Origin of the sequence: Enterobacter sp. MGH 37 (assembly GCF_000534515.1) — a bacterium.
In the GTDB taxonomy this organism is placed as follows: domain Bacteria; phylum Pseudomonadota; class Gammaproteobacteria; order Enterobacterales; family Enterobacteriaceae; genus Enterobacter; species Enterobacter kobei.
The window spans coordinates 1394811-1417956 of sequence record NZ_KI973206.1 but is presented as its reverse complement, the minus strand read 5'-3'; the positions used below and the strand labels follow the sequence as shown (position 1 = coordinate 1417956).

Genomic DNA, 23146 nt, shown 5'->3' with positions numbered 1-23146 from the left:
GAAATCAGCGATGAGCAAACCAGCCCGGGCCACCATCAGCGACGTGGCGAAAGCCGCCAGAACCGGTAAAACCAGCATTTCGCGCTACCTTAACGGCGAGAAACATCTATTGTCCGATGCATTGCTGGCGCGTATTGAACAGGCTATTGCCGATCTCGACTACCGCCCCAGCCTGATGGCCCGCGGGCTCAAACGTGGCCGCACCCGCCTTATCGGACTTATCATCGCGGATATCACTAACCCCTACTCTGTAAACGTGCTCAGCGGTATCGAAGCCGCCTGCCGCGAAAAAGGTTTTACGCCTCTGGTCTGTAATACCAACAATGAGGTCGACCAGGAGTTGCACTATCTCGATCTGCTGCGCAGCTACCAGGTGGAAGGGATTGTGGTCAACGCGGTGGGCATGCGTGAAGAGGGGCTGAACCGTCTGCAGCAATCCTCCCTGCCCATGGTCCTCATCGACCGTAAAATCCCGGAATTCGCCTGCGATGTGGTCGGGCTGGATAACACCCAGGCCGCCACGACCGCGACCGAGCATCTGATTGAACAAGGTTTCGAGGCGATTCTCTTTCTGAGCGAACCGCTGGGCATGGTAAATACCCGACGCGATCGGCTGGCTGCATTTCGTGCCACGCTGGCGCGTTATCCCGGCGTGATCGCCGAAAATGCCGAAACCCCGCTTCACGAAGCCGATCAGCTCGACAATACCCTACGCCAGTTCCACACGCGCCATCGCGGGATGCGCAAAGCCGTTATCTCCGCCAACGGGGCACTAACCCTGCAGGTTGCCCGCTCACTCAAGCGTATTGGCCTGCACTGGGGCAGCGATATCGGTCTGCTGGGGTTTGATGAACTGGAGTGGGCGGAGCTGGCTGGCGTCGGCATTACCACCCTCAAACAGCCCACCTGGCAGATTGGCTATGCTGCTGTAGAACAAGTGGTTCGTCGTATTGAAGGCACCAGTGAGGCCGTACGCGAGCAGGTCTTCTCCGGCGAGCTGATCGTCCGCGGCTCCACCGCACGTTAATTTCCCCTTGTGATAGCGATCATAAATTCGACATCCTGAGCTTTTCTTTGGAACCGGTTCCATCTAGCGTAATAGTATTGATATGTTGCGATGGAGTCCGAAGATGGGCAGGAAAATCATGGTGGTCACCGCCGCGTATGGCGCGGAGCAGGTGCGACAGGCGGGCGGTCAGCGGGCGATGCTTCCCGTTATTGCGGGTGCAGGCGCCGACGGCGTGGAGATCCGCCGCGAGCTGTTCAATAGCGAAGAGTTACTGGCGCTGCCTGCGCTCGGTGAGTCCATTGAGCTTCTGGGCCTGCTGGCGTGTTACTCAGCACCTGCCGCCCTGTTTATGCCCGATGGCACCCTCAACCCGGACCTGCCGCGGTATCTCTCAGAAGCCAGCACCCTGAACGCGCTGTGGCTGAAGGTTTCCCTGGGCCATTTTAGCGACACGCAGCCTCTCGATGCCTTACGTACTCTGCTCAATACCAGCGGTATAGCGCTGGTTGTGGAAAACGATCAGACCGACTGCGGCCAGCTTGCACCGATGCAACGCTTTCAGGCCGCCTGTCGCGAAAGGGCGCTTCCCGTCACGCTGACTTTTGACATGGGCAACTGGCTGTGGGTCGGTGACTCCCCGGAAGAGGCCGCGCGTCATCTGGCGCCTGCCGTGAGCTATATCCACGTTAAAGCCGCCGTTCCGCATAAAGATAACTTTCGCGCCGTCGCGCCGGACGGTGCCGATTCCCGCTGGCTGGATCTGCTTGGCCAGCTGCCTGCCGATGCCCCGCGCGGTATCGAGTTCCCGCTGGAAGGGGTGGATTTAACCGCCGTTACCCGCCATTACGTCAACCTGCTGCGCGAGGAGTAAATCATGCACAAGACGCTGGATGTCATCACGATTGGCGAAGCCATGGCAATGTTTGTCGCCACCGAAACGGGCGAGCTGAGCGCGGTAGAGCACTTTATCAAACGCGTGGCGGGCGCAGAGCTGAACGTCGCAACCGGCCTGGCGCGTCTGGGCCTGAACGTCGGCTGGGTCAGCCGCGTGGGCGATGACAGCTTTGGCCACTTCGTTCTCGATTCGCTGAAAAAAGAGGGGATTGATGCCGCAGGCGTCACGCTCGACGGACGCTTCCCCACCGGCTTTCAGCTTAAGTCTAAAGTTGAAAATGGAACCGATCCCATCGTGGAGTATTTCCGTAAAGGGTCGGCCGCCAGCCATCTCTCCGTAGAAGATTACCACGCCGATTATTTTGCCTCCGCGCGCCATTTGCACCTGAGCGGCGTGGCGGCGGCACTCTCTGCCAGCTCGTATTCGCTGCTGGATCATGCGGCAACGACCATGAAGTCGCTGGGCAAAACGATCTCCTTCGATCCAAATTTGCGCCCGGTGCTGTGGAAAAGCGAAGCGGAAATGATCGAGAAGCTTAACCGGCTGGCATTCAGGGCGGACTGGGTTCTGCCGGGCCTGAAAGAAGGGATGATCCTGACCGGCGAAAATACACTGGAAGGCATTGCTGACTTCTACCTGAATAAAGGGGTAAAAGCGGTGGTGCTGAAAACCGGCGCCGATGGCGCATGGTTTAAAACAGCCGAAGGCGAGCAAGGCGCGGTCGCGGCGGTGAAGGTCGAGAACGTCGTCGACACCGTCGGCGCGGGCGATGGCTTTGCCGTGGGCGTCATTAGCGCGCTGCTGGAAGGCAAACCGCTGCAGCAGGCGGTTGCACGAGGCAACAAGATTGGCTCACTGGCCATTCAGGTGCAGGGCGACAGCGAAGGATTACCGACACGAGCACAGCTCGGCATGTAAATTCCCTCTCCCCGTGGGAGAGGGCCAGGGTGAGGGCAACAGGCCGCACCCAATAATTAAACCACCGTGTACCCTACAGGCAACGGCGGTAACAACCTCAACAACAGAGGCAAGCCTATGAACAGTTCGACCAATGCAGTAAAACGCTGGTGGTACATCATGCCAATCGTGTTTATCACGTACAGCCTGGCGTACCTTGATCGTGCCAACTTCAGTTTCGCATCCGCGGCGGGGATCACCGAAGACCTCGGGATCACTAAGGGCGTCTCATCCCTGTTGGGCGCCCTCTTCTTCCTGGGGTATTTCTTCTTCCAGATCCCCGGTGCTATTTACGCCGAACGCCGCAGCGTGCGTAAGCTGATCTTCATCTGTCTGATCCTGTGGGGCGCCTGTGCGTCACTTACCGGCGTGGTGAACAATATTCCTGCCCTGGCCGCCATTCGCTTTATCCTTGGCGTCGTTGAGGCGGCGGTCATGCCCGCGATGCTGATTTACATCAGCAACTGGTTTACCAAATCTGAACGCTCACGCGCGAATACTTTCCTGATCCTCGGTAACCCGGTCACCGTACTGTGGATGTCGGTGGTCTCCGGCTACCTGATCCAGTCCTTCGGCTGGCGCGAGATGTTCATCATCGAAGGGGTTCCGGCAGTGATTTGGGCATTCTGCTGGTGGGTGCTGGTGAAAGATAAACCTGCCCAGGCGAAATGGCTTTCCGAAGATGAAAAAGCGGCGCTCCAGGCGCAGCTGGATAAAGAGCAGCAGGGTCTGAAGGCGGTACGTAACTACGGTGAAGCCTTCCGCTCCCGTAACGTGATCCTGCTCTGCGCGCAGTATTTTACCTGGAGTATCGGCGTGTACGGTTTTGTGCTGTGGCTGCCGTCGATCATCCGCAGCGGCGGTGAGAATCTCGGCATGGTTGAAGTGGGCTGGCTCTCGTCCGTACCGTATCTGGCTGCGACCATCGCCATGATCGTCGCCTCCTGGGCGTCGGATAAGCTGCAAAACCGTAAGGTGTTCGTCTGGCCGCTGCTGCTGATTGCTGCTTTTGCCTTCATCGGCTCCTGGGCCGTGGGCGCGAATCACTTCTGGGCCTCTTATACCCTGTTGGTCATTGCCGGTGCCGCCATGTACGCCCCGTACGGTCCATTCTTTGCCATCATCCCGGAGATGCTGCCGCGTAACGTGGCGGGCGGTGCCATGGCATTAATTAACAGCATGGGCGCGCTGGGTTCGTTCTGCGGCTCCTGGTTTGTTGGTTACCTGAACGGAGCCACCGGCAGCCCATCCGCATCGTACATCTTTATGGGGGTGGCGCTTTTTGCCTCCGTGTGGCTTACTCTGATTGTTAAGCCTGCTAATAATCAACAGCACCCCGTCGGCGCACGCCACGCCTGAATCCTTAAAAATCAACGGAGATTAGCATGAAGCCGTCCGTCATTTTGTATAAAGCACTGCCGGAAGATCTGCAGAAACGCCTGGAAGAGCACTTCACCGTCACGCAGGTGAAAAACCTGAGTCCGGAGACCGTGGCACAGCATGCCGATGCGTTCGCCAGCGCCGAAGGCCTGCTGGGTTCAAGCGAGAAAGTGGACATCGCCCTGCTGGAGAAAATGCCGAAGCTTCGTGCTACTTCAACTGTTTCAGTAGGTTATGACAACTTCGACGTGGATGCCCTGAGCGCCCGCAAAATCCTGCTGATGCACACGCCGCATGCCCTGACGGAAACCGTGGCCGACACGCTGATGGCGCTGGTGCTCAGCACCGCCCGTCGCGTGGTTGAAGTGGCCGAGCGCGTTAAAGCAGGCGAATGGACAAAAAGCATTGGCCCGGACTGGTTCGGCGTGGATGTTCACGGAAAAACGCTGGGCATCGTGGGTATGGGACGTATCGGGCTGGCGCTGGCACAGCGCGCGCATTTTGGTTTCAACATGCCGATACTGTACAACGCGCGCCGTCACCACGATGAAGCGGAAGAACGTTTTAACGCGCGTTACTGTGAGCTGGATACGCTGTTGCAGGAAGCCGATTTTGTCTGCCTGATCCTGCCGTTGACGGATGAAACACGTCACCTGATTGGCAAATCCGCATTTGAAAAAATGAAGAAATCCGCCATTTTTATCAACGCGGGTCGTGGCCCGGTGGTGGATGAGCAGGCGCTCATTGAAGCCCTGCAAAATGGCGAGATCCACGCCGCCGGTCTGGACGTGTTTGAGCAGGAGCCACTGCCGGTGGATTCTCCACTGCTGAAAATGCCAAACGTCGTCGCCCTGCCCCACATCGGCTCTGCCACGCACGAGACACGCTACAACATGGCGGCTACCGCAGTGGACAACCTGATTGCCGCGCTGAGTGGAAAAGTGGATAAAAACTGCGTTAACCCGCAGATCCAACAGTAGAAACGAAAAAACCCGCCAGAAGGCGGGTTTTTGAATTTTGTGCTACTGGGTTGGAAGCTTACAGGCTTACAACGTTACCAGCTGCTGGGCCTTTAGCGCCGCTTTCGATGGTGAAGGACACTTTCTGACCTTCGTCCAGAGATTTGTAGCCATCGTTCTGGATAGCAGAGAAGTGTACGAACACGTCTTTTGAGCCATCGTCAGGAGTGATGAAGCCGAAACCTTTATCAGCGTTGAACCATTTTACCAGACCAGTCATTTTAGCAGACATAGAATTACCTTAATTAACAAATATATTGTGCCTTCCGGCTTGATGGATTGCGTTACAGATTTTTAAGCGATGAAGGAAGGGTCACAACGAAGGGTATCTATGGATAACAATCTGGACTGCTTTACTAAACTGCTTTAGGTCTGTGTAACAAACCGACGGGAATAGTTATACCGATGTGGTAGAGGAATGACAAGCGTTATTTTCGCAATGCATAAAAAAACCCCGCCTGACGCGGGGTTTTTTCGGTTTATTCTGTGGCCGTGACGGCGGCACTCCAGGCCTGGCTAAAGGCCTGATGCTGGGAGGCCAGTGGCCCAATCAGCGTATTGTACTGACTTGCCTGCTGCGAAGTCGGGAACTGGATGCCGTTGGCAACAAAGCTCACCTGAGTGTCCTGCTGGGCGATAAAGTCACCCACCTGAACCAGCTGCTGCGTGAAAATTTGCGCGGCCGGAATCAGCGGTTGCAGTGCTTCAGACGGTTTGGTCACCACTTTCTCATACACTTTGTCAAAGACCGGTTTGAGATCGTCACCCTGCTTCAGCGCAGAACGTGACGCATCAGCCTGCATTTTCGCATTCTGTAGCTGCTGGCTCAGCACGCCGAGCGCACCGTTGGACTGGCGCAGCGGTTCACGCTGAGTCACATAATCCTGTGGAACGCGGATGGCGTTTACGCTATCCACGACCGGGCGGATACCGGAATCCATCGCCTGGCTCACCTGCTGTGAATACCCATAAAGAATGGCGTAATCGGACACAAAGGGACCAAACTGTTTTTTCTGATCCGCAGTCAGCGTCGGTAACCGCTCGCCGCTGCGCATCACTGTATTCTGCAGAAAATCGATAAACGCTTTGCGCTGATCGCCTTCTTTATCAAAACACCCACTCAGGCTAACAACCATCAACAACGCCGCAATAGGCGCAAACCAGCGAGAGCAGGACTTTCCTGTCGCCATTTTATTACTCCTTTCACCCAAAAAAGCGCACACCGGCACACGCGTGCCCGACGGCTTACAAGGATAGTCCAGGTCAGCCTTGCAAGATACTCTTTTCATGTAAAACGCCTATTGCCGATTTATTTCTTATCATTTACAAAAAAATACCTGACGGGCCCTCCTTATGGTTAATCAGGTAATTAGCATAACTATCCATATAGCTGAATCGGATAAAGCGATCGTTACCGCACGATTAATCACACCCGTGACGATCCTGGGTTTGTATTAGGGACTATTCTTAATTGGCTCTCTGATGTTCTTGATCACGATGTGAGATTTAAGAGGAGTTCTCAATGGAATATAAAGATCCTGAGTTTGAGCTGCTGAGCAGTCTGGAACAGATCATTTTTAAAGATGTACCGCAGACGATTACCCTGCAACAAAAAGCCAATCCCTTTACAGAATATGAGCAATTGCGCAAAGGGACAGGTCTGAAGACAGAAGAATTCGCCAGAGCGATGGGTGTCAGCGTAGCGATGGTGCTGGAGTGGGAGTCAAAACGTGAGAGACCCACGCCAACCGAGTTAAAGCTGATGCGCCTGATTCAGGCCAACCCTGCACTCAGCAAACAGATAGCGTAGTGACGTTTGAACGCCCCCGCCTTCGCGGGGGCTTGTGTTTAAAGACTCTCGCAACGCCAGCCCGCCTCTTCCCAGATCATCTCGTGCGACAACGTTAACCCTTTTAAAAAAGCGTCATCGTGTGACACCACCAGCAGTGCTCCCGGAAAACCGGCCAATGCCGCTTCAATGGCCTGAACCGAGGCCAGATCCAGATGGTTGGTCGGTTCATCCAGCAACAGGAGCTGCGTGGCCTCAGCACGCCATAATACACAGGCCAGTGCCGCCTTAAGACGCTCACCGCCGCTCAGTTCCGCCAGCGGGAGCGCGACTTTATCGGCCCCCAACTGGAGCTGCGCTAAACGGGTTCGTAATACCCCCTCTTCAAGGGGCGTATTGCCCAGGTTGAGGTGGGTCATGACCGACTGCGAGAGATCGAGCCGGGACAGATGTTGATCGAGATAAGCGCAGCTGACGGAAACGTTGCAGGTCCCTGAACGCGGGCTGATTTCGCCGAGAATCGCTTTTAACAGCGTCGACTTCCCGCAGCCGTTTGGTCCTTTTAACGCCACGCGCATCGGACCATCCATCCGCCAGTTGAGTGGGGGAACGGGCACATGCGGCAGCACCAGATTTTCCATCACCAGCACCTGTTTTCCTTCCGGAATCTGACTCCCCGGCAGGGTAAACATCACCGGGTTATCGTCTTCTACCCGCTCACGCGCCTTGTTTACGGCAGCGTTCAGGGCATCATTTTGCTCGTTATGCTGTTTTTTCCAGCTGCCAATACGTTCCTTTGCCGCGCCTTTATATTTGACGCGTTCGAACGATGCGATATTGAGGGTATCGACGGTGCGTAATGTTTTTGCCGACCGCCGCTGGCTGTCGTCATGCTCTCTCTGCATGCGCGCGCGGGTACGTTTGCGCGCCGTCGCCGCGTGCTCCAGCGCCGCGCGGGCAGCCTGTTGCTCAGCATCGCGCTGGGTTTGATAATCCGCATAATTCCCGCCATAGCTGCGAAGACCAGCGCCACTCAGTTCAAGAATACGCGGCACCTGCGCCAGCAACTCACGGTCATGGGAGGCCACCAGTACACCGCCCTGATAACGGGCAAGCTGGTCGTAGAACCATGTCCGGCCTTGCCGGTCCAGGTGGTTAGTGGGTTCGTCCAGCAGCAGATAATCCGCTTGCGCCGTAAACGCCCCGCACAGCAACGCGCGGACACGCTCGCCACCGCTGAGTTCAGCGGTAGGTTTATCCGGATCAAACGGCGGCAGTCTCGCCCGGGCAAACGCCTCGCTCAGGCGTTCTGCTAAATCCCAGAAGCCATCAAGCGTTTCCAGATCGTCAGGCTGATACTCTCCGCTGTCGACACGCGCTCGCGCCGCGAAGATTGCCTCGTACCCGAGCAATTCAGCCAGCGTCGTGTGTGGCAAAATATCCTGCTGCTGCGCCACATAAACCTGTGTTCCGGTTCGTTCGATATGCCCGTTTGCGGGTTCATCAAGCCCCGCCAGCAGGCGCAGCAGACGTGTTTTCCCACTGCCGTTGCGGCCCACCAGCGCGCACAGAGACGGTTCCAGAGAAAGATTCAGCGGACCAAAAAGGGTAGCCCCCGTCGCAAACTGACAGGTGACCTGATGCAAAATAAAAGAAGGGGACTGCGCTAAATGAGCCATAAGCACTCCTGAATGAAATCAAAACATCCCCTGCCGACGCGGTGGCGTTTAGCAAGGATCGAAATTCATCAGTCGTGTTTGTTCATTTTTGGGGGCACTCCAGCGCGAGAAATTTAACGAGGGTAAGGATAACGGTAATGTGTTGAAGGTTTCAAGGTTAAATTTTGGGCGACTTATACTCCCTCAGCCCTTTGGGAAGGACTACTTTGCCGATACCCTGAAGGCGCCGCGCTTATCCGGCCTACAAAAGCCCCATAAAAAAACCCGCCGAAGCGGGTTTTCAAACTGCTGGCAAAGTGCATTTTGTCAGTTTCCCCCGGCGGCGCTACGCTTGGGCCTACAATGAAACGTGCAACCCGTTACACAATGTAGGCCGGGTAAGCGTAGCGCCACCCGGCAAGAAAGACGGCTCATATGTTTATGACAGCGGGCACATTACTGCAGCAGCGAAATATCCGCCACGCGCAGGAACAACTCGCGCAGTTTTTCGAGCATAGAGAGACGGTTGATACGCAGGTCTTTATCTTCTACGTTCACCATCACTTTCTCGAAGAAGGCGTCGATCACGTCACGCAGTTCCGCCAGCTCCACCAGCGCTTCCTGGTAGCGGCCTTCCGCGAAGTACGGTTCGAGCTTGTCGCGCAGCACCACAACCTGCATCGCCAGAGCAATCTCTTCCGGCTCTTTCAGGGTTGCGGCGTTCACGCGTTCGTTCAGCGTTTCGTCTGATTTCGCCAGAATGTTGGAGACACGCTTGTTAGCCGCAGCCAGCGCAGATGACGCTTCCAGCGTACGGAAGTGGGAAACCGCCTTCATACGCGCATCGAAATCAGCCGGACGGGTCGGACGACGCGCCAGCACCGCCTGAATGGTGTCAACGGTGTAACCTTCGTCCTGATACCAGGCGCGGAAACGACCGAGCATAAAGTCGATAACGTCGTCCACCACGTTCGCGTTGGTCAGCTTGTCGCCGTACAGACGCACCGCTTCTTCGGTCAGTGTCTGCAGATCGAGGTTCAGGTTCTTCTCAACGATGATGCGCAGCACGCCCAGCGCAGCACGACGCAGCGCAAACGGGTCTTTGTCCCCTTTTGGATGCTGGCCGATACCGAAGATACCCGCCAGGGTGTCCATCTTGTCGGCAATCGCCACGGCGCAGGCGACCGGGTTGGACGGCAGTTCGTCACCCGCAAAGCGCGGCTGATACTGCTCGTTCAGTGCCACAGCCACGTCTTCCGCTTCGCCATCGTGACGCGCGTAGTGCATGCCCATCACGCCCTGGGTGTCGGTAAATTCGAACACCATGTTGGTCATCAGGTCGCACTTGGAGAGCAGGCCCGCACGGGTCGCATGGTTGACGTCGGCACCAATTTCGCGGGCGATCCAGCCGGACAGCTCCGCAATGCGGTCGGTCTTGTCGCGCAGCGTACCCAGCTGCTGCTGGAACAGCACGGTCTGCAGACGCGGCAGGTTATCTTCCAGACGCTTTTTACGGTCGGTATTGAAGAAGAACTCGGCATCCGCCAGACGTGGACGCACCACTTTCTCGTTACCGGAGATAATCTGGATCGGATCTTTCGATTCGATGTTGGCGACGAAGATGAAGTTTGGCAGCAGCTTGCCGTCGTTGGCGTAGACCGGGAAGTACTTCTGGTCACCCTTCATGGTGTACACCAGCGCTTCTGCCGGAACGGCCAGGAATTTCTCTTCGAACTTCGCAGTCAGCACCACCGGCCATTCAACCAGAGAGGTCACTTCTTCCAGCAGGCTGTCGCTCAGATCGGCATTACCGCCAATCTTGCGCGCCGCCTCTTCCGCGTCCGCTTTGATTTTGGCTTTACGCTGTTCGTAGTCAGCAATGACCTTGCCGCGCTCCAGCAGAATTTGCGGATACTGGTCGGCATTGTCGATGGTGAACTCCGGCTCACCCATAAAGCGGTGGCCGCGGATCACGCGATCGGACGCCACGCCCAGAATGGTGGCAGGAATAACGGTGTCGCCCAGCAGCAGGGTCACGGTATGGACCGGACGCACGAAGTGGACGTCAGACGCGCCCCAGCGCATCAGCTTAGGAATCGGCAATTTCGCCAGCGACGTGGCAATCATGTCCGGCAGCAGCGCTTCTGCGCTCTCGCCTTTCACATGCGCACGATACAGCAGCCACTCGCCTTTGTCGGTGGTCAGACGCTCGGCCTGGTCAACGGTGATGCCGCAACCGCGCGCCCAGCCTTCAGCCGCTTTGCTTGGCTTGCCTTCCGCGTCGAACGCCTGGGCAATAGCCGGGCCACGTTTTTCGACTTCACGATCCGGCTGAGACGCCGCCAGATTTGCCACTTTCAGCGCCAGACGACGCGGCGCAGCAAACCACTCAATTTTACCGTGCGCCAGGCCAGCGTTATCCAGCTCGGCGGTCACGTTCGCAGCAAAAGATTCAGCCAGGCTGCGCAGGGCTTTTGGTGGCAGCTCTTCGGTGCCGATTTCCACCAGGAAAGTTTTCTCAGACATGGCCGCCTCTTATTTGTTTCGGTTGCACATCGGGAAGCCAAGGGCTTCACGGGACGCGTAGTAAGCTTCTGCAACGGCTTTGGTCAGGGTACGAATACGCAGAATGTAGCGCTGACGTTCAGTCACGGAGATGGCTTTGCGGGCGTCCAGCAGGTTGAAGCTGTGGGCGGCCTTCAGAATACGCTCGTAAGCAGGCAGCGGCAGCGGAGTCTCCAGCGCCAGCAGCTGCTGCGCTTCTTTCTCGTACTGCTCGAAGCAGGTGAACAGGAAGTCCACGTCCGCGTATTCGAAGTTATAGGTGGATTGCTCCACTTCGTTCTGATGGAACACGTCGCCGTAGGTGGTTTTACCCAGCGGGCCGTCGCTGCAGACCAGGTCGTAAACGCTGTCTACGCCCTGAATATACATCGCCAGACGTTCCAGACCGTAGGTGATTTCACCCGTGATCGGCTTACATTCCAGACCGCCAACCTGCTGGAAGTAAGTGAACTGGGTCACTTCCATGCCGTTCAGCCACACTTCCCAACCCAGACCCCAGGCACCCAGCGTTGGGTTTTCCCAGTTATCTTCCACGAAACGGATATCGTGAATGGTTGGATCCATACCCAGCTCTTTCAGCGACCCGAGGTACAGTTCCTGAATATTGTCGGGCGATGGCTTAATCACCACCTGGAACTGATAGTAATGCTGCAGACGGTTCGGGTTCTCACCGTAACGACCATCGGTCGGACGACGGGAAGGCTGCACATACGCGGTCGCCATTGGCTCTGGTCCCAACGCGCGCAGGCTGGTCATCGGGTGTGAAGTGCCGGCGCCGACTTCCATGTCCAAAGGTTGAACAATGGTGCAGCCCTGACGAGCCCAGTAATCCTGTAAGGTCAGGATCAGGCCCTGGAAGGTCTTGGTATCAAACTTTTGCATAGTATTTCGTGCTGGATACGTGTGGTTTTAAATGGAAGGGACCAGTATACCCGCTGGCTGCAAGATATACAGTACGAAACGGGGTTGTTTAGGGAAAATTGGGAAATAAGCCTTCAGGCCAGAACGTGGGCGACGTCTGGCTGTTGATTATGCGAGCAGGCTAGCGCATGGAGAGGTGTAAAAACTGGCCGTCTGCATCAAACGAGCAGACAAAGCCCTCTTTACGCGACGTATGGCCCCGCAGCTCATAGCTTCCCTGAAAGCGCTCAAATCCGGTGACATCAATCTTCTGAACGGCCGAGTTATAGCGGCGTGCAGCCTGATCTTTACAGATTGCCTCCATGTTCAGTGAACGTTCCGGGCTCATTTTGCCCTGCTGTGCTTTTTGCACAGGTGCTTCTTGTGGCGTACTGCAACCTGCCAGCATGAGCAGCAGAAAGAGTGACGCCACTCGCTTCATCATCATTTTTATTACCGTCCTGGTCAGTGGCTGTTATTTTTAGTATCAAAGCTTTTATAGATTAAGGTCCGCCATTCTGCGAATCTCGCGGTCTTCCGGCAAGCCTGCTGATAAAACTCAGAATTTTCCAAACGAAGACTTTTGGACAATGGCAGTCACACTCCATTTACAGGGAATACGAGGAACTGATGGCGTCAAAAATTAACTGGATTGATAACCTGCGAGGAATAGCGTGCCTGATGGTGGTCATGATCCACACGACGACCTGGTATGTCACGAATGCGCACAGCATCAGCTCTGTTAACTGGGACATTGCCAACATTCTCAACTCTGCGTCTCGCGTCAGCGTCCCGCTATTTTTTATGATTTCCGGCTTTCTCTTTTTTGGCGAACGTAGCGCGCAGCCGAGGCACTTCATCCGCATCGCGGCCTGTCTGGGGTTTTACAGCGCCGTTGCCTTGCTCTATATCACCCTGTTCACCTCAATTAACGCCGGGCTATCACTCAAATATTTGCTGCAAAAACCAGTGTTCTATCACCTGTGGTTTTTCTTCGCCATTATCGTTATCTATCTCGTCTCTCCTCTTATTCAGGTGAAAAACGTCAGCGGGAAAATGCTGCTGGCCCTGATGGTGGTGATTGGCCTCATCGCCAACCCGAATACGGTCTCGCAGAAAATCGACGGATTTGAATGGTTGCCGGTCAATCTCTATATCAACGGCGATACCTTCTATTACGTGCTTTACGGCATGCTGGGGCGCGCCATCGGGATGATGGAGACGCAAAAACGTAGTCTGAACTGGCTTTGTGCGTCGCTGTTTATCGCAGGCGTGGCGGTGATATCGCGCGGGACGCTGCACGAATTGCAGTGGCGCGGTAATTTTGCCGATACCTGGTACCTGTATTGCGGACCGATGGTGTTTCTCTGTGCCGTCTCGCTGCTTACGCTCGTTAAAAACACGCTCAACGCACGGCCACTCCCGGTACTGAGCGTGATTTCGCGGCACTCGCTCGGAATTTATGGTTTTCACGCGCTGGTGATCCACGCCCTGCGAACAAGAGGTGTGGAGCTAAAGAGCTGGCCAGTGCTGGATATCATCTGGATTTTTGCCGCCACGCTGGTCATCAGCCTGCTGCTGTCGATGCTGCTGCAAAGAATCGATACGCGCAGGTTTGTAAGTTAACCAGATGGATGGGGAGTGGTAGGCCGGGTCAGCGCAGCGCCACCCGGCGGATGTTTACGACATCAGCGGCAGCAGCTGCTGATAGATTTTGCGGAATACGTCGCGCCTCTGCGCATAGCGGGCATGGCGTGCTGCGTCAGGCAAGTGCGCCTGTTCAAGCGGAAGCTGCGGTAACAATTGTGAAAGCGGTTTTTCGGGGTTCATGGCTATCTGTGCCAGCCGTGCGGCGCCGAGTGCGGGCCCGACATCGCCACCAGTGCGGAAATCCAGCTGCAATCCGCTGATGTCAGCCAGCATCTGTCGCCAGTAAGGGCTCCGCGCGCCGCCGCCAATCAGGGTGACGCTCGACGGTTTCAGGCCGCAATCATGCACCACGTCCATGCCGTCGGCCAGCGCATAGCCCACACCCTCCAGAACCGCACGCGCCAGCTCAGCCGGGCCATGCTGATGAGTTAAACCAAAGAACACCCCTTTCGCTTCCGGGTTGTTGTGCGGCGTTCGCTCACCGGAAAGATACGGTAAAAACCAGATCGTACCCGCGGTGTCATCCGCCTGCTGCGCGGCGGAGATGAGCGCCGGAACATCGGCCATGCCGGTGAGTCTTGCCGCCCAGTCCAGGCAAGATGCGGCACTGAGCATCACTGACATCAAATGCCATTTCCCCGGAAGGGCATGGCAGAAACTGTGCACTGCGCTTTCAGGGTTGCTGCGATACCCGTCGCTAACGGCAAAATAGACACCGGACGTTCCCAGCGACAGCATCGCCTGCCCTGCCTCCACCATGCCGACACCGACGGCCCCCGCCGCATTGTCACCGCCTCCGGCCACCACCGGTACGGCTGGCATATTCCAGCGTTCAGCAACGGCTGGCTGCAGCGTGCCTGTCACCTCGCTACCTTCGAACAGCGCGGGCATATGGGCGCGGGTCAGATGGCAGGCATCCAGCATCGCCTCGCTCCAGTCACGTTTCGCCACGTCGAGCCACATCGTGCCCGCCGCGTCAGACATGTCGCTGGCGAAATCACCCGTCATGCGAAAACGCAAATAATCTTTCGGCAGCAGGACTTTCGCCACCTGCCGGAAAATCTCAGGTTCATGACGCTGTACCCACAGAAGTTTCGGTGCGGTAAAACCGGGCATCATCAGGTTGCCGGTGATCTGGCGGGAGGTGGGTACACGTTCCTCAAGAAGCGCACACTCTTCTGCACAGCGGCCATCGTTCCAGAGGATCGCAGGACGCAACACGCGATGCTGGCTATCAAGCAGCGTTGCGCCGTGCATTTGCCCGGCAATCCCCAGCGCTTTGACGTCACGCAGAGGGTGTTTCTCGCCTAGCGCCTTGATGGCACGGTCCGTTGCCTGCCACCACTGCTCCGGGTCCTGTTCCGACCACAGCGGATGCGGACGTGAAACCTGCAGCGTTTCCGTCTGCGTGGCTAACACATCGCCCTGCTCGCTTAACAGGATGGCTTTCACACCCGACGTGCCAAGATCGATCCCGATATACATTACGGTGACTCCTTTAACAGAAATGCCCGGTGGCGCTAACGCTTACCGGGCCTACGTGCTGTTATTTATCGAACAGGTAGTGGTTGACCAGGTTTTCCAGCAGTTCCTGGTGCCCGCTCTGGTGCTGCGGCGCCAGCTGCTGCTGTTCAGCGTACTTCGCGATCTCCGCAAGTGATAACTGGCCTTTCAAAATTTGCTGACCCAGCTCACTGTTCCAGCCGCTGTAGCGCTTCGCAACACGCTTATCCAGCTCACCGTCTTCAATCATGCGAGCGGCGACTTTCAGCGCCAGCGCCATGGTGTCCATCGCGCCAATGTGGCCGTAGAACAGATCGTATTTGTCGGTGCTCTGACGACGTACTTTGGCGTCAAAGTTCAGGCCGCCGGTAGTGAAACCACCCGCTTTAATGATTTCGTACATCACCAGCGCATTCTCTTCCACGCTGTTCGGGAACTGGTCTGTATCCCAGCCCAGCTGTGCATCGCCGCGGTTAGCATCGACAGAGCCAAATATGCCCAGTGCAATCGCAGACGCAATCTCGTGATGGAAAGAGTGGCCCGCCAGCGTGGCGTGGTTGGCTTCAATGTTAACTTTAATCTCTTTTTCCAGACCGAACTGTTTCAGGAAGCCATACACCGTCGCCACGTCGTAGTCATACTGGTGCTTGGTCGGTTCCTGCGGTTTCGGCTCGATCAGCAGCGTGCCACGGAAGCCGATTTTGTGCTTATGATCGACAACCATCTGCATAAAGCGGCCAATCTGCTCGCGCTCCTGGCGCAGATCGGTGTTGAGCAGGGTTTCGTAGCCTTCACGACCGCCCCACAGGACATAGTTTTCGCCGCCCAACTGATGCGTGGCGTTCATGGCCGTCACCACCTGCGTGGCCGCCCAGCTAAACACTTCCGGATCCGGATTGGTTGCCGCGCCCGCGCCGTAGCGTGGGTTAGTGAAGCAGTTTGCGGTGCCCCACAGCAGCTTCACGCCGCTTTGCTGCTGTTTTGCCGCCAGCACATCCACCATCTGCGCGAAATTGTTCAGGTACTCTTTCAGAGACGCACCTTCCGGCGAGACGTCCACATCGTGGAAGCAGTAGTACGGCACGTTCAGCTTGTGGAAAAACTCAAATGCCACATCGGCTTTGCGTTTCGCCAGCTCGATGGCTTCACCCGGCTGCTGCCATGGGCGGTCAAAGGAACCCACACCGAACATATCGGCGCCGTTCCAGCAGAAGGTATGCCAGTAACAGGCGGCAAAGCGCAGATGGTCTTCCATGCGCTTACCCAGTACCAGCTCATCCGGGTTGTAGTGACGAAATGCTAAAGGATTGGTCGTTTTTGGGCCTTCGTAACGAACACGATCGAGTTGGTCGAAATAAGCTTGCATATTGAGCTCCATAATCAGGGTATGCGGCGAGTCGTTGATACAGGAGTAATAGTGAATAGACATTTTGGGTTGCTCAATTACGTTATTTCACACTGCTATTGAGAGAATGCACAACTGTGCGCTGGCTCGCAAAATAATGCGCAGGCAAACTGTTTTTCGGCGTAAATTCCAGAATCAAATGTAATTAAGACGTTACGCATTTTAAAATCCGATCGCGGTCATAAATTCAGAAATAAACCAAATATCGTAATGAGAAGATAAAAATCTGTAATTGCCAGCCCGCCTTTCCGCGTTAAAAATTTGCTGCGTCCCAGCAGTGAATGTTTCTTTTATCTCAGCAACACATACCCCTACAAAAGGCCTAATAATTATGAAGATAAAGAACCTGACCCTAACGATCTGCACTACTCTCCTCCTTGTAAGCTTTGCAGGACATGCCAAAGAGGTCAAAATTGGCATGGCGATTGACGACCTGCGCCTGGAGCGCTGGCAAAAAGATCGCGATATCTTTGTGAAAAAAGCGGAATCACTCGGTGCGAATGTCTTTGTTCAGTCAGCCAATGGCAATGAAGAAACGCAAATGTCACAGATCGAGAATATGATTAACCGTGGTGTCGATGTCCTGGTCATTATCCCTTATAACGGCCAGGTATTAAGTAACGTAGTGAAAGAAGCGAAGCAAGAGGGCATAAAAGTTCTCGCTTATGACCGCATGATTAATAATGCGGATATTGATTATTATATTTCGTTCGACAATGAAAAAGTGGGTGAATTACAGGCGCAAAGCCTGATCGACAAAGTGCCTCAGGGCAATTATTTCCTGATGGGTGGCTCTCCGGTAGATAACAACGCCAAACTGTTCCGTGAAGGACAAATGAAAGTCCTTAAACCCTATATCGACAACGGGAAAATTAAGGTGGTTGGCGATCAGTGGGCCGACGGATGGCTGCCAGAAAACGCGCTGAAAATTATGGAAAACGCGCTGACGGCCAACAACAACAAAATTGATGCGGTCGTGGCCTCCAACGATGCCACCGCAGGCGGTGCTATCCAGGCGCTGAGCGCCCAGGGGCTGGCCGGGAAAGTCGCTATCTCCGGGCAGGATGCCGACCTGGCAGGGGTAAAACGCATTATCGCTGGCACACAAACCATGACGGTCTACAAACCGATTACCGAGCTTGCCAATACCGCGGCTGAAATCGCCGTGGAGCTGGGCAATGGCAAGCAGCCTAAAGCAGACGCGACGCTGAATAACGGGCTGAAAGATGTTCCGGCTCGCCTGCTCACGCCAATTGAAGTCAATAAAGAGAACATTGACGCCACCGTGATTAAAGACGGTTTCCACAAGAAGAGCGAACTGTAATCCAGCGCGGCCCCCGCTCTGCGGGGGCGCATCACGTTGTACTGTTCTTCCCTCGGGTTATGTGGAGCAGGTATGCCTTATTTACTTGAAATGAAAAGCATCACCAAGCGCTTCGGCGCAGTGAAGGCCGTCGACAACGTCAGCCTCCGGTTGAACCCCGGCGAAGTGGTTTCGCTGTGCGGCGAGAACGGTTCGGGCAAATCAACGTTGATGAAAGTTCTGTGTGGGATCTACCCACACGGCAGTTACGAAGGCGAAATTGTCTTTGCCGGTGAAGTGATCCAGGCGACACACATTCGCGATACCGAACGTAAAGGGATCGCCATTATCCACCAGGAGCTGGCGCTGGTGAAGCATCTCACCGTGCTGGAAAACATCTTCCTTGGAGCCGAGATTTCCCGCCACGGCGTACTGGATTACGACACCATGACGCTCCGCTGTGAAAAGCTGCTGGCGCAGGTGAGCCTCAATATTTCACCGGATACCCGCGTGGGCGATCTGGGTCTGGGGCAACAGCAGCTGGTAGAAATTGCTAAGGCGCTGAACAAACAGGTACGGCTGCTGATCCTCGATGAGCCCACGGCTTCGCTCACCGAACAGGAAACCGCAGTTCTGCTCAATATCATCCGCGATCTGCAAAACCACGGCATCGCCTGTATCTACATTTCGCACAAGCTAAACGAGGTTAAAGCCATTTCGGACACCATCTGTGTCATTCGCGACGGGCAACACATCGGCACGCGCGAAGCGGCAGGCATGAGTGAAGATGACATCATCACCATGATGGTAGGCCGCGAGCTGACGGCGCTCTACCCGAATGAGCCACACGCCAGAGGCGAGGAAGTGCTGCGTGTGGAAAACCTGACCGCGTGGCACCCCGTTAACCGCCACATTAAACGCGTGAATAACGTCTCGTTTTCTCTTCACAGCGGCGAAATTCTCGGGATTGCGGGCCTCGTCGGCGCCGGACGCACGGAGGCCGTACAGTGTCTGTTTGGCGTGTGGCCCGGGCGCTGGGAGGGGACGATTTATATCGACGGCCAGCCAGTGAAAATCGACAACTGCCAGCAGGCGATTGCCCGCGGCATTGCTATGGTGCCGGAAGATCGTAAAAAAGACGGCATCGTACCGGTCATGGCGGTGGGGAAAAACATTACGCTTGCGGCACTCGATCGGTTCTCCGGCGCGCTGAGCAGCCTGGACGATGCCGCAGAGCAGCAGTGCATTCTTCATTCGCTTGCCAGGCTGAAGGTCAAAACGTCCTCCCCGGAACTGGCGATTGGCCGCCTGAGTGGCGGTAACCAGCAGAAAGCGATTCTGGCGCGCTGCCTGCTTCTCAACCCACGCATATTAATCCTCGATGAGCCAACGCGCGGGATTGATATCGGTGCCAAATATGAAATCTACAAACTGATTAATCAGCTTGTTCAGCAAGGGATTGCCGTCATTGTCATTTCGTCTGAGTTACCCGAAGTGCTCGGCCTGAGCGACCGCGTGCTGGTGATGCACGAGGGGAAACTGAAAGCCAACCTGATTAACCAGAACCTGACGCAGGAGCAGGTGATGGAAGCCGCTTTAAGGAGCGAACGTCATGTCGAAAAGCAATCCGTCTGATATCAAAGTCGCCGTTCCGACGCCCGGTGCGTTCGCAGGGCTAAAAGCGCTGAACCTGCAGGTCTTCGTGATGATCGCAGCAATTATCGTCATCATGCTGTTTTTTACCTGGATGACCGATGGCTCATATTTAAGCGCGCGTAACGTCTCTAACCTGCTCCGCCAGACCGCCATTACCGGGATCCTGGCCGTAGGCATGGTGTTCGTCATTATCTCGGCAGAAATTGACCTGTCTGTAGGCTCGATGATGGGCCTGCTCGGCGGCGTGGCGGCTATTTTCGACGTCTGGCTTGGCTGGCCGCTGCCGCTGACCGTGGCGGTGACGCTGGTACTGGGTCTGGTCCTGGGGGCCTGGAACGGCTGGTGGGTTGCCTACCGCAAAGTCCCGTCGTTTATTGTTACCCTGGCGGGTATGCTGGCCTTCCGTGGGATCTTAATCGGGATTACCAACGGCACTACCGTCTCCCCCACCAGCGCCGCCATGTCGCAAATTGGTCAGAGCTACCTCTCCGATAGCGTGGGCTTTACGATTGGCGTGGTAGGTTTGCTGGCGTTTGTCGCCTGGCAGTGGCGGGGGCGCATGCGTCGTCAGGCGCTGGGGCTGGCGTCACCGGCATCAACCTCCGTGGTAGGACGCCATGCGCTGACTGCGGTCATTGTGCTGGGCGCCATCTGGCTTCTTAACGACTATCGCGGTGTTCCGACACCGGTCCTGCTGCTGGCGCTGTTACTGCTGGGCGGGATGTTTATGGCGACGCGCACCGCGTTTGGCCGCCGCATTTATGCCATCGGTGGCAACCTTGAAGCTGCCCGTCTCTCGGGGATCAACGTCGAGCGCACTAAGCTCGCGGTGTTCGCCATTAACGGCCTGATGGTCGCCATCGCCGGGTTGATCCTCAGTTCGCGTCTGGGTGCCGGTTCGCCCTCCGCAGGTAACATCGCCGAGCTGGATGCGATTGCCGCCTGCGTCATTGGCGGCACCAGCCTCGCCGGCGGTATCGGTAGCGTGGCGGGTGCGGTCATGGGGGCATTTATCATGGCGTCGTTGGATAACGGGATGAGTATGATGGACGTCCCGACGTTTTGGCAGTATATCGTCAAGGGGGCCATTCTTTTGCTGGCAGTCTGGATGGACTCTGCCACCAAGCGACGAGCCTGATAACCGTATTGTGACTTAATTGGGAAGTGAGCCATGTTTGAAAAGCGTCACCGCATTACGTTGTTATTCAATGCCAATAAAGCCTACGACCGTCAGGTCGTTGAAGGCGTGGGTGAATATTTGCAGGCGTCGCAATCCGAGTGGGATATCTTCATTGAGGAAGACTTCCGCACCCGTCTGGAGAACATCAAAGACTGGCTGGGGGATGGCGTCATCGCAGACTATGACGATCCCGTCATTGAACAGCTGCTGACCGACGTCGACGTCCCGATCGTGGGCGTCGGCGGCTCCTACCATTCCCCCGAAAATTACCCGCCGGTTCACTATATCGCCACCGATAATCATGCACTGGTCGAAGCCGCTTTTCTTCATTTAAAAGAGAAAGGCGTCCATCGTTTCGCGTTCTATGGTTTACCCGCCACCAGCGGCAAGCGCTGGGCAGTCGAGCGCGAGCATGCGTTTTGCCAGCTGGTCGCGCAGGAGAAGTATCGCGGCGTAGTGTATCAGGGGCTGGAGACGGCTCCGGAAAACTGGCAGCACGCGCAAAACCGGCTGGCGGACTGGCTGCAAACGCTGCCCCCGCAAACCGGCATTATTGCCGTCACCGACGCCCGTGCCCGCCACGTGCTGCAGGTCTGCGAGCATTTACATATCCCGGTGCCCGAGAAGCTGTGCGTGATTGGCATTGATAACGAAGAACTCACCCGCTATCTCTCCCGCGTGGCGCTCTCCTCTGTGGCACAGGGCACCCGTCAGATGGGCTATCAGGCAGCGAAGCTGCTGCATCGTCTGCTGGATAAAGAGTCTCTGCCGCTTCAGCGTTTGCTGGTACCCCCTGTCCGCGTCGTGGAGCGTCGCTCAACCGACTATCGTTCCCTGAGTGACCCGGCCGTCATTCAGGCGATGCACTATATTCGCAACCACGCCTGTAAAGGAATTAAGGTCGATCAGGTTCTGGATTCGGTGGGCATTTCTCGTTCGAATCTGGAGAAGCGTTTCAAAGAAGAAGTGGGCGAAACCATTCATGCCGTCATCCATGCGGAGAAACTGGAGAAAGCCCGCAGCCTGCTCATCTCAACATCACTGTCGATCAACGAAATCTCACAGATGTGCGGTTATCCGTCGCTGCAATATTTCTATTCGGTGTTTCGCAAAGAGTATGACACCACGCCAAAAGAGTATCGGGATCGCCACAGCGAGGTGCTGATATAGAAAAGAAAACGCCTTCATTTAGAAGGCGTTTTTAGTGATTACATATGGGCGGCGATTAAGCGCTGGTTATCCTGGTACATCGCGAACAGATAGTTGTTATAGCTCTGCCCCTTCGTCGAATAACCCTTCAGCTTGTGGATCATCGTACTGGCCGTCACTTCCTGATCCGCTTTACGCAACTGAGCACGTGATTTACGGAAGGATGAGTAGGCCGGGTGCGTGTTCAGATTGACCACATAGGCACCCACGGAATCTTTAACTGATTCAAACTGAGAATAGCCTTTCACCTTGCCAGGCGCATTATTACAACGACCTTTCACACACTTCATACCGAAAAGATTGTTGTTATTACGCGCCAGCTTTGACGTTCCCCAGCCGCTTTCGGCTGCCGCCATGGTCGCAACCATGCTATTCGGGATGATATCGACACGTTCAAGGAGAGCATTCCACGGCACACGACGGGTGTTACCGTTCCAGCTCAGCTTGTAGCGCTTCGTGATATCTTTCAGACGCGCGCGTTCTGAAGGCGACCAGCGGCTATCGTACTGTTTGGAAATCAGCCAGTTACGATCCGCAGTAATCGCGGCATTTTGACTCGTGATGTAAGGCATTACCGTCCGGAGAAACGCTTTTTTCCTTGGTGTTCCGGAAGGGTATTTTCGCAAATCAGGAAGTGAACTACTCTTTGCACTATTGCGAGAATACTCTTGTTTACTGCTAACCTTACTACTTGTCGTCTTTATTACGTGGGCTTTCTTACTCGTTGTATCCGTGTGCGTCTTCGCAAGCACCTCACCTGAAAATGCCATGGTGAGTAACATGAGTATCGCAGCCCCATATCGTCGAATGGGAGTCGATATCATTAGGTCTCCTGGTCGGATGTCATCATCCTAACACCTTATTTTTTTCACAAATTTGAGAGCGGAATCTCAAATCATATCAAAAATAGACTTCAAGAGCACGTATAGAAATAGTCCAAATCCGAAACTATGTCACCTGAAACTTGCTTATAAAAACAGCACTCCTGAAAATTTGTGCGCGATATCGCAGATAACTGCCTAATTTTGCGCGGGATCACTCATCCTCACACGTCCTCCTGGCAGAAAG

20 protein-coding genes are annotated in these 23146 nt (G+C 55.5%); 11 read left to right on the top strand and 9 right to left on the bottom strand.

Translation table 11 applies throughout. The features are described from left to right. Window positions 1-10: 10 nt before the first annotated feature. The 5 genes from L383_RS04585 to ghrB all read left to right on the top strand — a co-directional run bounded on the left by L383_RS04585 (window position 11) and on the right by ghrB (window position 5221). On the top strand, window positions 11-1027 hold the full coding sequence (locus L383_RS04585; RefSeq protein WP_014882049.1) for a LacI family DNA-binding transcriptional regulator: 1017 nt from the start codon (window positions 11-13) through the stop codon (window positions 1025-1027). Between the two features lie 103 nt (window positions 1028-1130). Continuing rightward, the gene (locus L383_RS04590; protein WP_032629647.1) at window positions 1131-1880 is read left to right on the top strand and encodes a sugar phosphate isomerase/epimerase family protein; all 750 of its coding nucleotides are present in this window, start codon (window positions 1131-1133) and stop codon (window positions 1878-1880) included. Between the two features lie 3 nt (window positions 1881-1883). Continuing rightward, on the top strand, window positions 1884-2822 hold the full coding sequence (locus tag L383_RS04595; protein ID WP_023331752.1) for a sugar kinase: 939 nt from the start codon (window positions 1884-1886) through the stop codon (window positions 2820-2822). A gap of 117 nt (window positions 2823-2939) precedes the next feature. Next, window positions 2940-4220, top strand: a complete 1281-nt coding sequence (locus tag L383_RS04600) for an MFS transporter (RefSeq protein WP_023331751.1) — start codon at window positions 2940-2942, stop codon at window positions 4218-4220. Between the two features lie 26 nt (window positions 4221-4246). Then, complete coding sequence (gene ghrB / locus L383_RS04605; protein WP_014882045.1) at window positions 4247-5221, top strand: glyoxylate/hydroxypyruvate reductase GhrB; 975 nt, start codon at window positions 4247-4249, stop codon at window positions 5219-5221. 58 nt (window positions 5222-5279) lie between these two features. Here ghrB and cspA read toward each other — a convergent pair whose 3' ends face one another. Then, window positions 5280-5492, bottom strand: a complete 213-nt coding sequence (gene cspA / locus L383_RS04610) for a transcription antiterminator/RNA stability regulator CspE (protein WP_003860775.1) — start codon at window positions 5490-5492, stop codon at window positions 5280-5282. Between the two features lie 247 nt (window positions 5493-5739). Continuing rightward, entirely contained in the window at window positions 5740-6450 is a 711-nt protein-coding gene (locus tag L383_RS04615; RefSeq protein ID WP_014882044.1) for a DUF3053 domain-containing protein, read from the bottom strand. 332 nt (window positions 6451-6782) lie between these two features. On the opposite strand from L383_RS04615, the gene L383_RS04620 reads away from it, so the two are divergent. After that, the gene (locus L383_RS04620; protein ID WP_014882043.1) at window positions 6783-7070 is read left to right on the top strand and encodes an HTH-type transcriptional regulator; all 288 of its coding nucleotides are present in this window, start codon (window positions 6783-6785) and stop codon (window positions 7068-7070) included. A gap of 38 nt (window positions 7071-7108) precedes the next feature. On the opposite strand, the gene L383_RS04625 is transcribed toward L383_RS04620, so the two are convergent. From L383_RS04625 to L383_RS04640, 4 genes are all read right to left on the bottom strand, one after another. Beyond that, a complete protein-coding gene (locus tag L383_RS04625; RefSeq protein WP_023331750.1) occupies window positions 7109-8728 on the bottom strand; it encodes an ABC-F family ATP-binding cassette domain-containing protein in 1620 nt (539 codons plus the stop codon). Between the two features lie 435 nt (window positions 8729-9163). Beyond that, window positions 9164-11233, bottom strand: a complete 2070-nt coding sequence (gene glyS / locus L383_RS04630; protein ID WP_014882041.1) for a glycine--tRNA ligase subunit beta — start codon at window positions 11231-11233, stop codon at window positions 9164-9166. A gap of 9 nt (window positions 11234-11242) precedes the next feature. Then, window positions 11243-12154, bottom strand: a complete 912-nt coding sequence (gene glyQ / locus L383_RS04635) for a glycine--tRNA ligase subunit alpha (protein WP_023331749.1) — start codon at window positions 12152-12154, stop codon at window positions 11243-11245. Between the two features lie 160 nt (window positions 12155-12314). After that, window positions 12315-12620 (bottom strand): YsaB family lipoprotein, encoded by a 306-nt coding sequence (locus tag L383_RS04640; protein WP_014882040.1) that lies wholly within the window; start codon window positions 12618-12620, stop codon window positions 12315-12317. Window positions 12621-12802: 182 nt separating this feature from the next. On the opposite strand from L383_RS04640, the gene L383_RS04645 reads away from it, so the two are divergent. After that, the gene (locus L383_RS04645; protein ID WP_023331748.1) at window positions 12803-13798 is read left to right on the top strand and encodes an acyltransferase; all 996 of its coding nucleotides are present in this window, start codon (window positions 12803-12805) and stop codon (window positions 13796-13798) included. Between the two features lie 54 nt (window positions 13799-13852). Here the strand turns inward: L383_RS04645 and xylB are convergent, their stop codons facing one another. Both xylB and xylA read right to left on the bottom strand, forming a co-directional pair. After that, the gene (gene xylB, locus L383_RS04650) at window positions 13853-15307 is read right to left on the bottom strand and encodes a xylulokinase (RefSeq protein WP_023331747.1); all 1455 of its coding nucleotides are present in this window, start codon (window positions 15305-15307) and stop codon (window positions 13853-13855) included. A gap of 61 nt (window positions 15308-15368) precedes the next feature. Then, window positions 15369-16691: a xylose isomerase gene (gene xylA, locus L383_RS04655; protein WP_086527836.1), complete on the bottom strand. Its 1323-nt coding sequence runs from the start codon at window positions 16689-16691 to the stop codon at window positions 15369-15371. A gap of 370 nt (window positions 16692-17061) precedes the next feature. Here xylA and xylF point away from each other — a divergent pair, with 370 nt between their 5' ends. From xylF to xylR, 4 genes are all read left to right on the top strand, one after another. Then, window positions 17062-18054, top strand: coding sequence for a D-xylose ABC transporter substrate-binding protein (xylF, locus tag L383_RS04660; RefSeq protein ID WP_014882036.1), 993 nt, complete (start codon window positions 17062-17064; stop codon window positions 18052-18054). Between the two features lie 72 nt (window positions 18055-18126). Then, window positions 18127-19668, top strand: coding sequence for a xylose ABC transporter ATP-binding protein (locus L383_RS04665; RefSeq protein WP_023331745.1), 1542 nt, complete (start codon window positions 18127-18129; stop codon window positions 19666-19668). After that, window positions 19646-20827: a xylose ABC transporter permease XylH gene (gene xylH / locus L383_RS04670; protein WP_014882034.1), complete on the top strand. Its 1182-nt coding sequence runs from the start codon at window positions 19646-19648 to the stop codon at window positions 20825-20827. The genes L383_RS04665 and xylH overlap by 23 nt, the downstream gene beginning before the upstream one ends. A 33-nt stretch (window positions 20828-20860) precedes the next feature. Next, complete coding sequence (gene xylR, locus L383_RS04675; protein WP_014882033.1) at window positions 20861-22039, top strand: D-xylose utilization transcriptional activator XylR; 1179 nt, start codon at window positions 20861-20863, stop codon at window positions 22037-22039. Window positions 22040-22077: 38 nt separating this feature from the next. Here the strand turns inward: xylR and L383_RS04680 are convergent, their stop codons facing one another. Continuing rightward, a complete protein-coding gene (locus L383_RS04680; RefSeq protein WP_014882032.1) occupies window positions 22078-22902 on the bottom strand; it encodes a protein bax in 825 nt (274 codons plus the stop codon). Window positions 22903-23146: the final 244 nt, after the last annotated feature.